The organism is Flavobacterium poyangense (assembly GCF_011751075.1).
In the GTDB taxonomy this organism is placed as follows: domain Bacteria; phylum Bacteroidota; class Bacteroidia; order Flavobacteriales; family Flavobacteriaceae; genus Flavobacterium; species Flavobacterium poyangense.
Window position 1 is genome coordinate 170,982 of the sequence record NZ_JAALLN010000002.1, and the last position, 15,198, is coordinate 186,179.

Annotated in this window: 12 protein-coding genes; 4 read left to right on the forward strand and 8 right to left on the reverse strand. The window is 35.7% G+C overall.

The features are described 5' to 3' along the window. Positions 1-182: 182 nt before the first annotated feature. Positions 183-1,979 (forward strand): translation elongation factor 4, encoded by a 1,797-nt coding sequence (gene lepA / locus G3A47_RS05675; protein ID WP_166921216.1) that lies wholly within the window; start codon positions 183-185, stop codon positions 1,977-1,979. A gap of 227 nt (positions 1,980-2,206) precedes the next feature. Continuing rightward, positions 2,207-3,166 (forward strand): helix-turn-helix transcriptional regulator, encoded by a 960-nt coding sequence (locus tag G3A47_RS05680; RefSeq protein ID WP_166921217.1) that lies wholly within the window; start codon positions 2,207-2,209, stop codon positions 3,164-3,166. Between the two features lie 58 nt (positions 3,167-3,224). Here the strand turns inward: G3A47_RS05680 and G3A47_RS05685 are convergent, their stop codons facing one another. Together G3A47_RS05685 and G3A47_RS05690 are read right to left on the reverse strand one after the other, a co-directional pair. Further along, positions 3,225-3,722 (reverse strand): DinB family protein, encoded by a 498-nt coding sequence (locus G3A47_RS05685; RefSeq protein ID WP_166921218.1) that lies wholly within the window; start codon positions 3,720-3,722, stop codon positions 3,225-3,227. A 59-nt stretch (positions 3,723-3,781) separates the two neighbouring features. Further along, entirely contained in the window at positions 3,782-4,261 is a 480-nt protein-coding gene (locus G3A47_RS05690) for a DinB family protein (protein ID WP_166921219.1), read from the reverse strand. 256 nt (positions 4,262-4,517) lie between these two features. On the opposite strand from G3A47_RS05690, the gene thiL reads away from it, so the two are divergent. After that, positions 4,518-5,564 carry a thiamine-phosphate kinase gene (thiL, locus tag G3A47_RS05695; RefSeq protein WP_166921220.1) on the forward strand — a complete coding sequence of 349 codons (1,047 nt, stop codon included), beginning with the start codon at positions 4,518-4,520 and terminating at the stop codon, positions 5,562-5,564. A 61-nt stretch (positions 5,565-5,625) separates the two neighbouring features. Here thiL and G3A47_RS05700 read toward each other — a convergent pair whose 3' ends face one another. From G3A47_RS05700 to G3A47_RS05720, 5 genes are all read right to left on the reverse strand, one after another. After that, entirely contained in the window at positions 5,626-6,324 is a 699-nt protein-coding gene (locus tag G3A47_RS05700; protein ID WP_166921221.1) for a response regulator, read from the reverse strand. After that, positions 6,321-8,372 carry an ATP-binding protein gene (locus G3A47_RS05705; RefSeq protein ID WP_243860387.1) on the reverse strand — a complete coding sequence of 684 codons (2,052 nt, stop codon included), beginning with the start codon at positions 8,370-8,372 and terminating at the stop codon, positions 6,321-6,323. The genes G3A47_RS05700 and G3A47_RS05705 overlap by 4 nt, the downstream gene beginning before the upstream one ends. A gap of 95 nt (positions 8,373-8,467) precedes the next feature. Continuing rightward, on the reverse strand, positions 8,468-8,719 hold the full coding sequence (locus tag G3A47_RS05710) for a hypothetical protein (protein ID WP_166921222.1): 252 nt from the start codon (positions 8,717-8,719) through the stop codon (positions 8,468-8,470). Between the two features lie 172 nt (positions 8,720-8,891). Beyond that, positions 8,892-9,701 carry a LytR/AlgR family response regulator transcription factor gene (locus tag G3A47_RS05715; RefSeq protein WP_166921223.1) on the reverse strand — a complete coding sequence of 270 codons (810 nt, stop codon included), beginning with the start codon at positions 9,699-9,701 and terminating at the stop codon, positions 8,892-8,894. Between the two features lie 200 nt (positions 9,702-9,901). Continuing rightward, a complete protein-coding gene (locus G3A47_RS05720) occupies positions 9,902-11,443 on the reverse strand; it encodes a glycine--tRNA ligase (RefSeq protein ID WP_166921224.1) in 1,542 nt (513 codons plus the stop codon). A 161-nt stretch (positions 11,444-11,604) separates the two neighbouring features. On the opposite strand from G3A47_RS05720, the gene G3A47_RS05725 reads away from it, so the two are divergent. Beyond that, positions 11,605-12,222, forward strand: a complete 618-nt coding sequence (locus G3A47_RS05725; protein WP_166921225.1) for a ComF family protein — start codon at positions 11,605-11,607, stop codon at positions 12,220-12,222. Between the two features lie 146 nt (positions 12,223-12,368). Here G3A47_RS05725 and G3A47_RS05730 read toward each other — a convergent pair whose 3' ends face one another. Next, the gene (locus tag G3A47_RS05730; RefSeq protein WP_166921226.1) at positions 12,369-15,125 is read right to left on the reverse strand and encodes a zinc-dependent metalloprotease; all 2,757 of its coding nucleotides are present in this window, start codon (positions 15,123-15,125) and stop codon (positions 12,369-12,371) included. Between the last annotated feature and the right edge of the window lie 73 nt (positions 15,126-15,198).

Consider the following 15,198-nt stretch of genomic DNA (forward strand, 5'->3'; position numbering starts at 1 on the left):
ACTCCGATTTGAGTTTTATTAAACATTTTAATTCCTTCAATTCAACTATCAAACGACAACGATTCCAGAATCCAAAACTTTGCGCTATCTTTGCGCTTTAATAACACGCTCTAAAGCAATTGCTCCGGTGCAGGTTTTACAAAAAAAATACTTAAACTCGTTTAGAGAATTGACATATTAAAATGAAGAAGATACGTAACTTTTGCATTATTGCACACATTGACCACGGTAAAAGTACATTGGCAGACCGTTTACTTGGTGCCACACAAACGGTAACAGCTCGTGAAGAAAAAGCACAATTGCTTGACAACATGGATCTGGAACGTGAGCGTGGAATCACCATTAAAAGTCACGCCATTCAGATGGAATACACGTATAAAGGAGAAGAATATATTTTAAATTTAATTGACACTCCCGGTCACGTTGACTTCTCTTATGAAGTTTCCCGATCTATTGCGGCCTGTGAAGGAGCCCTTTTGATTGTGGATGCTGCACAAAGTATTCAGGCACAAACAATTTCAAACTTATACTTAGCTTTAGAAAATGACCTGGAAATTATTCCGGTTTTAAATAAAGTAGATTTACCAAGTGCTAATCCTGAAGAAGTTAGCGATGATATTATTGATTTACTGGGATGTAAATTAGAAGACATTATACATGCTTCGGGAAAAACAGGTTTTGGTGTTGAAAACATTTTGGCGGCCATTATCGAAAAAATTCCGGCTCCAAAAGGAAATCCTGATGAACCCTTACAGGCTTTGATTTTTGATTCGGTTTATAATCCGTTTCGTGGAATCGAAGTAATCTTCAGAGTCGTAAATGGTGAAATCAAAAAAGGGCAAAAAATTAAATTCATGGCAACCGACAATGAATATTTTGCTGACGAAATCGGGACTTTAAAATTAAATCAGGTTCCTAAAAGTGTTGTTTCTGCCGGAGACGTTGGTTATTTGATTTCAGGAATTAAAGAAGCGCGCGAAGTAAAAGTAGGAGATACTATTACCGATGCAAAAGTTCCTACAACAAATATGATTACCGGTTTTGAAGATGTAAAACCAATGGTATTCGCAGGAATTTATCCTGTTGACACAGAGGATTACGAAGATTTGCGTTCGTCTATGGAAAAATTGCAGCTTAACGATGCTTCTCTGGTTTTTAGTGCTGAAAGTTCCGCTGCCTTAGGCTTTGGTTTCCGTTGCGGATTCTTAGGAATGCTTCATATGGAAATTATTCAGGAACGTTTAGAGCGTGAGTTCGATATGACTGTAATCACAACAGTTCCGAACGTTTCGTATCTGGCTTATACCAAAAAAGAGCCTGAAACTCCACTTATCGTAAACAATCCTTCCGATTTACCGGAACCATCAAAATTAGATCGTGTCGAAGAACCTTTCATAAAAGCTACAATTATTACCAAAGCGGATTTCGTTGGAAACGTAATGAGTTTGTGTATCGAAAAACGTGGTCAAATTACTAACCAAACGTATTTGACAACAGAACGTGTTGAATTGAATTTCGACATGCCGTTGGCAGAGATTGTATTCGATTTTTACGATCGTTTAAAAACAGTTTCTAAAGGTTATGCTTCTTTTGACTACTCTCCTATCGGAATGAGAACTTCAAAATTAGTAAAACTGGATGTCCTTCTAAATGCTCAAACGGTTGATGCGCTTTCTGCATTGATCCACGAAGACAACGCTTATAATATCGGTAAAAAAATGACCGAGAAATTACGTGAGTTAATTCCAAGACAACAATTTGACATTCCGATTCAGGCAGCAATTGGAGCTAAAATTATTGCCCGTGAGACTATTAAAGCACTTCGTAAAGACGTTACCGCAAAATGTTATGGTGGAGATATCTCCCGTAAACGTAAATTGCTTGAAAAACAGAAAAAAGGTAAAAAACGTATGAGACAGGTAGGAAACGTTGAGATTCCTCAGGAGGCGTTTATGGCTGTTTTGAAACTTAACGACTAAAGTTTTTTAGAATATAGAAAATAGAATATAGATAAAACCTGACAACTTTCGCTGTCAGGTTTTTTTTGCTTTTTAGTTGTGTTTTTTAATCTCAGAACCTCAGCAACTCAGAACCTTACTAACTTTAAAAATAACCCAATACCAAAAGTTGTTGGCTTTTCTGTTTTTGAGCTGTATATTTGAATCTTAGAACCTCAGCAACTCAAAACCTAAGTAACTTCAAAAAAATGGACGAAACCCCAAAACGATTTGACCGCATTGTCGCCATTCTGATTCAATTGCAATCTAAGAAAATTGTAAAAGCACAGGAATTGGCTGATCGTTTTGAAGTCAGTTTAAGAACTATTTACCGCGACATTCGTACGCTCGAAGCATCGGGAGTACCCATATACAGTGAAGCCGGAGTTGGATATGCTTTAATGGACGGTTACCGATTACCACCCGTCATGTTTACACGCGAAGAAGTCAGCAGCTTTATAGCTGCCGAAAAACTAATGCAGAAATTCACCGATCCTTCTCTCGGAAGTCATTATGCCTCGGCGATGTATAAGTTAAAATCTGTTTTGAGAAGTACCGACAAAGACTGGCTTTCGAACATCGAATCAAAAATCCTGATGCATGCTTCGGAGCCTTTGTTTAATGACAATTCTCCAAATACTTTAGCACTATTGTTTGAAAGTATTGCCGAAAAAAGACAAATTCAATTGTCCTACAAAACAATAGAATCGGAAGAAGCAAGTCATCGGAACATAGAGCCGGTTGGTCTTTTTCATGAAAACAGTAATTGGTACTTTTTAGGTTATTGCCATTTGCGAAAAGACTATCGCCAGTTTCGAACAGACCGGATTCAGAATATTAAAAAGACAGAATTAAAATTTACTCTCGAACACGGTCCACTGGAAACTTATTTAACAAAAAAGGATCAACAAAAAACAACTACAAAAATCCGAATTCTGGTTCCAAAAAAGATTTCCGGTTATCTTCGTCACGAACAAAAATACCATGGTTATGTTTCGCAAAAAGAAGTCGACGGACAAATCGAAATGACCTTTATGTCCTGCGACATCGAAAATGGTTTTCCGCGTTGGTTTTTAATGTTTGGAGATTATGCCAAAATCCTGGAACCTGAAATACTAAAAACAAAAGTACTGGAACTACTGGAGATTAATAAAAAACGTCTTTTATAAACAAAACCCGACAGGTTTTTGAAATCTGTCGGGTTTTGTTTATAATCGTATATAATAACTATTGCACCTTTACAACATTGTAAAAATTATAATCTGTATTTGTCGCATCCGTAATACCAATATTTCGTCCCATAGTTACAATTTGTCCTCTGTGATATGTACCATGATTTACAACTTGTAACAGATAATCACTAATTGGCTGTTCGCATTGAAACCAAGGATTCTCGATTTTAACTTTTTTCAACAATTGCTCTTCAGACAATGATTTAATAAATTCAGCCAGTTTTGTTGATCTGTTTACCAATCCTTCCAATATCTCAGCTGTGATCAACTCCTGATTTTCTCTTTTATCAAATTCAGAAGTTTCTGCGATAACAGAATACCAATACTCTTCGGTTGCCCAAATGTGATTCAGCGTTTTAACGATACTTGAAAAACTTGACGGAACTTCCTTATGCAGTAATTCCTCTGATTTTGTAGAAAGCCAATTTACAAACTGCTGATTTACCCATAAATTGTATTCGGCATAATTGGTCATTATATTTTTAAAGCTCATAATGTAGTACGGATTATATTAAATAACTATTTGAATCAAAGCAAGATATAAATTATTTTTTATCTTTCCCAGAAAAACGGAGGCTCAATTCCTAAAGCTCTCAGATAAACATATCCTTGTCCGCGATGATGCACCTCATTATCAATAAAATATAAAACATTCTGAACGATCGGAAATTCATACTGCCCAAAAAGGTTAAATGTCTCACTAAAATCCTCAATAGTCAGTTCTTGCCAGTATTTATCAATTTCGGCAGTAGCCTCATCCCATTTTTCAAGATACTGTGCTTTAAAAACTAATTTTTCCTCCCCTTCGGTATAAGGTTTCACTTCTCTGTTTACAATTCCTTTTAGAGCCGGAGCCGCGATAGACAAAAGTTCATCTGCTAATTTTGCGAAAGGTCTCATTCCTCCAATTGAGAATTCAAAGAAATCTTTTTCAGGGAAAGCCTCAATCACACGACGTGTCAATGCACGATGTCCTTGCCAGTGTTTCAATAAATCTTCAGGAGTAATTACTTGAGCAGCTAATGTTTTCATGATTTTTAAAGTTTTAAATTATTACTACTTCAAAAGTAAAACGGGCCGGTGACAACAGTTTGTCAGCAGGAAAATAAAAATTATTATTTATTGTGATTTTTATTATTTACATGTCATTTTACCACGTAGAGATGCACAACTGTAGAGACGCACAGCAGTAGAGACGCACAGCAGTGCGTCTCTACAGATAGGTCATTAAAATAAATTTAAATAAAACCTGTACCTTTGCATCCTAAAAACATTGGAACATAGAAAAATGATAGAAGATAAAAATCCGCAACGTACCAGTATCGCGCAATTAGGTGAATTTGGTTTGATTGAACATTTAACCAAGAACTTCGATGTTACTCAGGAATCTACTTTAAAGAGTATCGGTGATGATGCCGCAGTTCTTGATTTTGCAGCTAAAAAAGTAGTTGTTTCTACCGATTTACTGATTGAAGGGGTACATTTTGATTTGGCTTATATGCCCTTAAAACATTTAGGATATAAAGCTGTTGTTGTAAATGTGTCCGACATTTGTGCCATGAATGCCAAACCAACACAAATAACGGTTTCTGTGGCCGTTTCTAACCGTTTCCCACTAGAAGCCTTGGAAGAATTATTTGAAGGGATTACACACGCTGCAAAAGAATATAAAGTTGATGTTATTGGTGGTGATACCACCTCATCACAAAAAGGACTTATTATTAGCATTACCGCTATCGGTGAAGCCAATGAAGACGAAATCGTTTACAGAAACGGAGCCAAACACACCGATCTGTTAGTAGTTACTGGTGACATTGGTGCCGCTTATATGGGATTACAAGTTTTAGAAAGAGAAAAACAAGTATTTCAGGTTAATCCGAACAGTCAGCCGGACTTAGACGCTTACACTTATCTAATCGAGCGTCAGTTAAAACCGGAAGCAAGAAAAGACGTTCGTACTTTATTACACGCTCTTGAAATCAAACCAACTTCTATGATTGATATTTCTGACGGATTATCTTCAGAAATTATTCATTTGTGCAAACAATCTAAAGTAGGTTGTAATCTGTATGAAGACAAACTTCCATTAGACCCACAATTTATTAATGTGTGTGAAGAATTCAACATCGACAGTACAACAGTTGCGATTAATGGTGGTGAAGATTATGAATTATTATTTACCATTGACATCAACGATTTTGAAAAAATAAAAGGGAATCCAAATTTCTCAATCATTGGTCATATGGCAGATGAAAGCGAAGGAATTCATTTAGTAACCCGTGCCAATACTAAAATTGCTTTAAAAGCCAGAGGCTGGGACGCTCTAAGCGAATAAAAAAGCAACTCAAATAAAAAAACGACATCCAAAAGATGTCGTTTTTTGTTTCAATTTATTTTTAAAAAAGCGCTTTACATTTTGCTTCTTTTACCAAATCATCATCAGATCCGGATTTTATTTTGAGCAACTCCTTTAGATTCGCTCTTCGTTTCTCTATCTCGTTTAACGAAATCGGAATATATTGCGGCATCACCGCCACCGGAGTTCCTTTTGATAAATGAAATAAAATCTGTTTATCGAATTCATCAATTTCAATCGAATTATGAGAAGCCTGATTCAACATTTTTTTTACGGACTGACTGTAATACTTTTCATTTTTCATTACTCTGTCGAATGCAAACAATAACTCATCAAAAGTAAGATCATTTTTAATGATTAAACCATTTGGGTTTATGGTTCTGATAATCGTTTTAATTTTCAACAATTCCGTATACATCGTTAACAAAACAATCTTGCAATGAGGCATTTTCTTTGAGATTAATTTTGCCAGATCTTCGCCTGAAAAAATCTCTTTTTCCTCATACGGTGGCATACTGATATCCAGAAAAGCAACATCAAACTTTGGTGTTGCACTATTTTCTATCAAATCATATCCTGACCTGCAATCGTGGGCCTGTGCAAAACTAAACTCGTATTGTTTCGTATTATAACGCGTTATCGCATTTTTATATCCTTCTATAATAAAAGGATGATCATCAACAATTAATATATTTTGCTTACTTAATTGTGAAATTGTAGTGTTTGGGTCAACTGTCATTTCTTTTGTAGGTTAATTTTTTGATCGATGGGTATTTTTACCGAAAGTAGCGTTCCTTCTCCTGCGGCAGATTTTATTGTTACGGTTCCCTTACATTCTGCAGCTCTGTATTCGATGTTGTGCAAGCCGATTCCGCTCTTTGTTCTTTTCACATTAAATCCGGTTCCATCGTCCTGAACAGATACAACCAAATAATTTATCTCGCTTTTAAATTCAACGGTAATCGTTTCTGCCTTTGCATACTTATTGCAATTCTGAAGCGCTTCCTGAATAATTCTGTATAAATTAATTTTAACAGTATTGCTAACCAGTTCCCATTTGATCTGAGAATCAAACGCAGTAATCAATTTAGAAGGGTACGTTTGTTGTTGGTTTTCAAATAATTTGTTTAGAATCAAAACAAAATTATTAATTAATTCTGACTTTTCTCTATTTAAATCATGCGAAATTTCGCGTATATCTTCCTCTATATTTTTAAGTTCTGTTAGATATTTTTTTCTTTTTACTGCTGCTTCGGCCTCTTCTATTTTATCTAAACTATCCAAACTGATTCTCACTCCAAACATTCTCCCCAAAACACCATCATGCAACTCCTGAGCCACTTTTTTCTTTTCTTTTATACGAGTCAGTTCAATATCGTTTTGCTGGGAAATCATCAAATTATAGATGTCTTCATTTGCAATCTGCTGTTGCTGCTTAAAAAGCAATTCCCTGTTCTTCGCTTTCTGTGTTTTGTAAACATAGAAAACCAAACCAATCAAAGTAAGAATACTAAAGACATAAACTAACGTTTTAATTTTTTCCTGGAGATTTGAATTTTGATCCCTTATTTCATTGGTTTCGTACTCAATTCTCGAGAATTTCTCTCCCATTTTTCGTTCCGCTTTCAACATACGATCATTAAGCCGGATATATTCTTTCGTATAGACAGAAGCATTTTTAGGATCTACTGCTTCTATTTGCTTCAGAGCTTCAAGTATGTCTCTTATTTTTTTTAAGCTACGCGACAAAATGAGCGCCTGTTTAGAGTATTGAACTGCTCTGAAGGTGTCTTTTTTAAAAGCATAATATTCAGACAAATGTATTTTACTCAACACTACACCTGATTTCAAACCTATACTGTCTCTAATTTTCAGCGCTTTATAAAACTGCCCGGGAAGTCCTTCCGACTCCTCTAATTTAAATTTCGAATACGCTAAATTATCTAATATAATAGTATACAAGATGGTATTCTCCCTGAATAGGTTTTTCTCATCGAGAGCTTTACTAAAATATACCTTTGCTTTACTGTAGTTGCGCATTCTTAAATTAACAAACCCAATATTATTCAATGAAGTAGCTTTTAACTGAAAGTCCGCAGGAATTGATTTGTCGGCCAAAATACTCAATGCATTTTGATGAAATTCAAGTGCTTTGCCAAACTCTTCTCTTTCGTTATATAAGATTCCCAACAAATTATAACAATCATAAAGCTGATCATTAACATTTTTTCGCTGTTTTAAAATCCGGAGTGCTTTAAAAATATTGATTTCACTTTCAAAATAATCGCCTTCGTTATACTGAAGAGTTGCCTTATTCAAAAATGTCTTTGCTAAATTATAGTGATCGTTGATTTTCAAATACACTTTTTCTGCCCTAAAGTAATTCAAAAAGGCACTATCGGTTATGGCGTGAACGGTATAATAATCTCCTAAATAGCTATACGCTTTAGCCATATGAAGAGAATCTTTCGAAGCCTTTGACCGCTCTAAAATCAATTCTGTGGTTTCCAGATAAGAAACCCAATCGCTCATGTTATAATATCGATTGGCAATTTTAAAAAGATTAACTTTATTAAGAGAATCATTTTTCTCATTTATAACTATGGCAAATGCCTTTTTGTTATACTCTTGTTTGTAGTCAAAGGGAAGGTTTATATCATTTGCTAATGATAGATAAGTGGCCAGACTATCTTCTGATAATTGTACATTCTTGTCGGTTTTCCCTTTCTTGGTACAACCGCAGAAAGCAATACAGAGAAGGAATAATATGAAGTAATTATTTTTCAATAGTTTCTTTGAATTTCATCAAAAATACTAAAACTATAGCCCAAAAAAAAAGGCTGTCATAAAATTGACAGCCTCGTTTTCTATTTTCTTTATTTTTAATCCAATTTCACATTCATACGTGTTGATTGGTTCTCAGTTGCAAAACTGCTGGATTGTTTAAAGTTTGATTCAACTTGATTTTCATATCCAACATTATCGCTCTTACGTCTTCCCATTGAAGTACCATCTATAGGGTAAATGATGTCTAAATCGTTACTAGCTATATTCTTTACTTCTTCCGGAGTAGTAAATGAAGTTACTACTAATACTAAAGATAATAATCCGATTGTTACAGCTGCTTTTTTCATGATCTTGATTTTTTTTGTTTATGATTTTTATTTGGGGCATGTGATTCTTAAAATGAACCACGGTGTAAAACTAAGCCCGGAATCAAAAAAATTTACATAAAAAAATTAGTTTGTGGTAAAACATACCCAATTGGTAGTAAATGCGCGTCAAATCAACGTAAACGCTTAATTTTTAGACCTCTAAGTAATTTCCTATAATAAAATCAGAGATTATTAAATCAACATTTGATCTGTATGTTTTAGAGAAGGGGATTTTTTTTGAGGAGTTTTTTATGTAACAAACTGAGTTTCCGCTATGAATGCGTGCCACATAATTTCGATTAATGATATAACTGTTGTGAATCCGGAAAAAAGGATAGGATAAAACATTCTCAAAATGCTTAAGGGTTTTAAAAGCCGTTATCATTTCACCGGAATTAAGGTAAATGTCAGTTGAATTGTTATCGGCCTGAAAATAGGTAATATCTTCCGCATTCAGATAGCGATAATCACCGTACGATTTTATGCAAATAATAAGCGGTTTCTCGATCTCCTGAGGGATTTTGGGAACAGCAACAACCGGAGCAGGACTATCTTCTCTCATATTGACTAACTCTGTTATCAAATTTATACGATTCAGCTTTAGAATAAGCTTACGCAAATCCATTTCCAAAACAGGTTTCAGCAAATAATCGAAAACACCATATTGAATGGCCTCATAAGCCAACTCTGTTCTTGAAGTAATGATAACAATTCTGGGAAGGACTGCTAAATACCGATACAATTCATTGATAAAATAAAGCGACAAATTGCTTGCAGGTTCTTGTGGATCGATTTCTAAAAAGACCAATGAAGGTTGGTGCTGTAAAATTAGATTTAATCCTTGTTGGTAATTCGCAGCAGTGCCCACAAAAGTTAAGTCCGAAAAACCTTCTGCAACAGTTCTGGTTTTCAAAATACTTTCAGTGTCATCATCAATAATAATATACGAATACTTTTTCAATATCGAACTGTCTTGATTCTATCTACATTTAAAACTACGAATTACAAACGCATAAATATTTCATTGTTAATATATTACTCCCAAATGTTAACACATAAGGATAAAACAACAATATATCCGATGAAATACAAGGTCTAAATTAAAAAAAATCCCAAATTCCTAATGTGGAATTTGGGATTTTTGTATTTCTATTTGAAAAATTACATCTTCATTAACCAGTTTTTCATCGAAACTTCATTCTCAATGATAGCTCGTAATTCAGAAATTTTCACACGATCTTGTTTCATTGTATCTCTATGACGAATTGTAACCGTCTCATCTTCGATCGTCTGATGATCTACGGTAATACAAAACGGAGTTCCTAAAGCATCCTGTCTTCTGTAACGACGACCCACTGCATCTTTCTCATCATAAGAAACATTGAAATCCCATTTTAAATCTTCGATGATTTTTTTAGAAATTTCAGGTAAACCATCTTTTTTCACCAATGGTAAAACCGCTGCTTTTGTTGGCGCTAAAACTGCAGGCAATTTTAAAACCGTTCTTGTAGAACCATCTTCTAATGTTTCTTCCTGTAATGAAGTAGCAAAGATGGCCAGGAACATACGATCTAAACCAACTGAAGTTTCTACCACATATGGCACGTAGTTCTCATTCAATTCAGAATCAAAATATTGTAGTTTTCTTCCTGAATATTTTTCGTGTGCTTTTAGGTCGAAATCTGTACGGGAGTGAATTCCTTCCAGTTCTTTGAAACCAAATGGAAAATTAAACTCAATATCAGCCGCTGCATTAGCATAATGTGCTAATTTTTCGTGATCATGAAAACGGTAATTCTCTTTTCCTAATCCTAAAGACAAGTGCCAGTTTAAACGTGTAGTTTTCCAGTGTTCGTACCATTGCATTTCTTCACCCGGACGCACAAAAAACTGCATTTCCATTTGTTCAAATTCACGCATACGGAAAATAAACTGTCTCGCAACAATTTCATTTCTAAAAGCTTTTCCGGTTTGAGCAATTCCAAAAGGAATCTTCATACGACCAGATTTTTGCACATTTGCAAAATTCACAAAAATACCCTGAGCCGTTTCCGGACGTAAATATAAATCCATTGCAGAATCTGCAGAGGCTCCCAATTTAGTTCCGAACATTAAGTTAAACTGACGTACTTCTGTCCAGTTTTTAGAACCGGTATCAGGATCTGCTATTTCCAGCTCCTCGATTAAAGCTTTTACATCGTCTAAGTCTCCATTACCTAAAGAGCGTCCAAGTCTTTCACGAATTTCTTTTTCTTTTGCAAGATATTCCACAACTCTTGCATTAGTCGTAATAAATTCTTCTTCATTAAAAGCCTCTCCAAAACGAGCTTTTGCTTTTTCGATTTCTTTTTTGGCTTTCAGATTAATCTTTTCAGCATGATCTTCAACCAAAACGTCAGCTCTGTATCTTTTTTTCGAATCTTTGTTGTCAATTAACGGGTCATTGAAAGCATCAACGTGGCCTGAAGCTTTCCAGGTAGTTGGATGCATCAATATTGCAGCGTCTAAGCCGACAATATTTTCATTCATCTGAACCATTGATTTCCACCAATATTCACGGATATTCTTTTTTAACTCGACACCATTTTGTGCATAATCATATACTGCACTCAATCCATCGTATACTTCGCTTGACGGAAAAATAAATCCGTACTCTTTTGCGTGCGAAACCACATTCTTAAATAAATCTTCTTGTTTTGCCATAGTGATGCAAAAATATAAAAAGTACCATTAAAAAAAAGAAAAATAATAAAGTTTGAAGGATTGATTTCGTTATTTTTGTAACTAAATTCTTTCTAATTGTGTTTAATTATATCATTGACCTGTTTTTTCCTAAACTTTGCGCCGGATGTCACAGCGTTTTAATGACTTACGAATTTGTTTTGTGTACCAAATGCCGTCACGAACTACCTCTTACCCAATATCACCTGGATCCTAAAAATGAAGCCGTCAAAAAGTTTTACGGAAAAGTTACCATCGAGTATGCCTCTGCCTTTTTGTATTTTAATAAAAAAGGAATCGTTCAGGAACTCATTCACAACTTAAAATATAAGGCCCAGGAAGAAATTGGAACTGTTTTGGGCCATTGGTATGCCGAAGATCTTAAAAAACTACCATTAGAAATCCCTTTTGATACAATAATCCCGGTTCCGTTGCACAAGCGAAAATTTAAAGAGAGAGGGTATAATCAGGTCACAACATTTGGGAAAGCCCTGGCCGAAGATTTAAATATCTATTATGACGATACTGTTTTGTACCGAAAAAGATACTCCAAAACACAGTCAAAAAAGAATCTTTTAGGACGCTCAGAAAATATCGAAAATATATTTGATGTACATTTTTCAGAAAACAATCATCGTAAACATTTTTTAATTGTCGATGATGTCCTTACAACAGGAGCAACACTGGAGGCTTGTTCCCATGCCTTATTAAAAATTCCGGGCGCAAAAATCAGTATTGTCTGTATGGCAATAGCGCATTAAAAGAAATCCTTTAAATCTTTGGCAAAAAAATCTGCCACAGATTTAAAGGATTAAAATGATTATATCTTAGCTTAAAAAACAATTCGTGCAATTTGTGGCGAACTTTTTTTGCCGCTAATTGCACGGATTGCATCCGGCGCGTTATCTTAATTAATTACTATTTTCTTAACCGTTTTTCGGTTACCGTCAATAACGCTTACCAAATAAATTCCTCTTGCGGCATTCGGAAGCTGAATATTTTGATTGAAAATAGCTGAGGCTGTAAAGGAGTTTGAATAAACTGTTCTACCCAAAATATCATTTACAAAAACACTAATTCCTGAACCTGATTCCGGTAAAAATTGAATTGTAAAACTTCCTTTATTTGGATTTGGATAAAGAACAAAGTCAATCGCAGGGACAACCTCATCAAGTCCCAAAGTATATTTCTGAGTCTGAATTGTAATGGATGCTGAATTTATAATTCCTGTTTCCTGAGCATCAATATCGCGAACCATTAAAGTCCAGTCTCCGTAAGGGTTCTCGCCATTAAGCGTACTCAATTTACCTATCGGAACAATTGTTTGCAGTGTGTTTGATCCACAAGAAAGTGTACCTCCGGCATCATCATATTTTAAAGACAATGTGTTTGAATTACCACCACAGCTCCCTTGAAACAAAGGAATCACAGTACCTTTTGGACTCTTAATACTTATCTCAACATCTGACAAAAATGAGTGCGAAAAATTAATATTCAAATCCACATCAGTAACACTGGCCAAGTCGGCATTCGTTACGGCATTCTTAGCACCACTTCCAGAAGTGTCTGAACTTGTACTACTACTTTTTCCGGTCGGTGCAGGTACGTTAATTATTCTTGTCGTATATGTCAAATTGCCATCCGGAATTGCAAACGGAGCAGCAAAAGTGTATGTATTTGAATTTGTAGCAACAGCATAACCTACAGCAAACTGTTTGCTATTGACAGCATAGTAAATATTAGCCGTGGGTTCTATCAATAATCTGCAAGAGGTTGCTTTAAGATCTGCAGGAACAGTAATCGTTTCCGAACCGTCGTTTGGTGTATTGGCTGCCAGAGTCACAGGGAATGTTAGCCCCCCGTCTGTAGAAAGTTTGATATTAACATTGGAAGAACCTGCCAAAGTATTGGTATTATTAACTGTCCAGGTAATCGTTTGCAGGCTTCCATTTAGCCAACCGATATTGTCTGTATTTTGAGATGTAACAGTAAAAGGACCTGCGTTAGCATTCACAACAACAACCATCGCATCAGTATTGGTCTGTGCTGTACCCTGAGCGGCATTGTCACGTCCTGTCAGCGTAAAGTTTAAGGTTCTGGCTATAGAAGAAACAGATTCCCATGTTGATGATAACTTATTCTGCAGCACATCATTTAGCTGCGGCATATATCTGTTAGGCGATGTCACTGGAAGAAAAGAACGAAATAAGGGTCCATCCGGTTTTGTCGGATAGGCTTTACTGGTCTCTCCGGATGTATTTGTTGCAACATCGTTTTCTTCCCAACAATAGGTTACTGTATCTCCATCCGGGTCGGAACCTGTTCCTTTAAGAATAAAGGCCGTTCCTTTTGGTATTGTATAATCTGGCCCTGCACTAATCGTTGGTGGATTGTTGGTTAAAGGTAAACTTACGGGACAAGTCACACTTGAAAGCACATTCTGAATTTGCAAAATACTGACATATGCAAAATAATCATCTGATCTGTTTTGCACATCATACCCCTCAGAAATCCCGGCATATCCCATAATCGTAGAACCACTACCCGGTTCTACATTAACATTTGTTCGCTCACTCCCATCATACGAAAAAGTATGGTTAGCTCCAAGTTGATGACCAAATTCGTGAATTACAAAATCAATATCAAAAGTATCGCCTTCCGGTTTTGCATTAGATGGTGATGTATAAGCGCTCCCTTTTCCTAAAGGTTCAGAAGTTGTAGGATCAGTACAAATACAACCTATGCACCCCGCATTTCCTCCTCCGCCAGAAGCACCAAATAAGTGCCCGATATCATACCCGTTATTACCAACAACATTTGTCAAAGTGGTTTGAATTTCCTGATTCCAGGCACCATCGGCTCCTACAGAAGCAACTGAATAAGGGTCGGTGCTGGCGTCTGTGTAAATAAGGGCCTCAGTATTGGCAATTAAAATCAATCTGATCGCAAGGTCTCTGTTAAAAATACCATTAACTCTTGTCAAAGTAGCATTCATACCCGCCAATGCACCTGCTTTTGTACCTCCAAAATAAGTGGTATACTCTCCGGTACACGACAAAGCTAATCGCAATGTTTTGAAAACTTTATTATTTACTCCGGTCTTTGCGGTACCGCTTTTACTTTCTGTTTTTTTATTGATCGGAGTTTCTTTGGTAGAACAAGCCAGAGCAGATTTTGAAAGGCTGCTTTTTGAAGCAAAAACAACGTACTGTCCTTTATTGTCCGGATTCTTTTCTACAAACTCCGGATTTTTTTCTGCACGTAATACCATAGATTGTACTCCGGCAGGAGAAACACTAAAATGAATTCTAGCTGACTTATCATCAATCCCGGCACCTTCGTAAGACCTGATATCCGGGTATTTTGCCTGTAATTCAGGATCAAAATTAGACGATTCCCAAACCGTGTACCGCTCCAAAACTCCGCTTGCATTTGGAAAAGTAATTTCAGAAGTATTTCTTTTCGTTTTCTTATCAGCAGTGGCAGACAGTTTTGTTTTTAGAAAATCTGAATTTAACTTAAAATACATTTTTTCTGAATCGTCAGACGTTACTTTTCTACTAAGAACAGAAGCTGAACTTACTTTTTGCCATAAAACATTGCTTTGAGCATTAATTGCGGCATACGAGAAAAGAATCACTATAGAAAGTAGTAGTTTTTTCATAAAGAATGTGGTATTTGAGACATCAAAAATAAGCCAATTAAATTAAATTCTTACATATCTGAACCATTTAATA

Bases quoted from the DNA above. Each gene is read 5' to 3' on its own strand.
- lepA (WP_166921216.1), top strand. From the start codon at position 183: ATGAAGAAGATACGTAACTTTTGCATTATTGCACACATTGACCACGGT.
- G3A47_RS05680 (WP_166921217.1), top strand. From the start codon at position 2,207: ATGGACGAAACCCCAAAACGATTTGACCGCATTGTCGCCATTCTGATT.
- G3A47_RS05685 (WP_166921218.1), bottom strand. From the start codon at position 3,722: ATGAGCTTTAAAAATATAATGACCAATTATGCCGAATACAATTTATGG.
- G3A47_RS05690 (WP_166921219.1), bottom strand. From the start codon at position 4,261: ATGAAAACATTAGCTGCTCAAGTAATTACTCCTGAAGATTTATTGAAA.
- thiL (WP_166921220.1), top strand. From the start codon at position 4,518: ATGATAGAAGATAAAAATCCGCAACGTACCAGTATCGCGCAATTAGGT.
- G3A47_RS05700 (WP_166921221.1), bottom strand. From the start codon at position 6,324: ATGACAGTTGACCCAAACACTACAATTTCACAATTAAGTAAGCAAAAT.
- G3A47_RS05710 (WP_166921222.1), bottom strand. From the start codon at position 8,719: ATGAAAAAAGCAGCTGTAACAATCGGATTATTATCTTTAGTATTAGTA.
- G3A47_RS05720 (WP_166921224.1), bottom strand. From the start codon at position 11,443: ATGGCAAAACAAGAAGATTTATTTAAGAATGTGGTTTCGCACGCAAAA.
- G3A47_RS05725 (WP_166921225.1), top strand. From the start codon at position 11,605: ATGACTTACGAATTTGTTTTGTGTACCAAATGCCGTCACGAACTACCT.
- G3A47_RS05730 (WP_166921226.1), bottom strand. From the start codon at position 15,125: ATGAAAAAACTACTACTTTCTATAGTGATTCTTTTCTCGTATGCCGCA.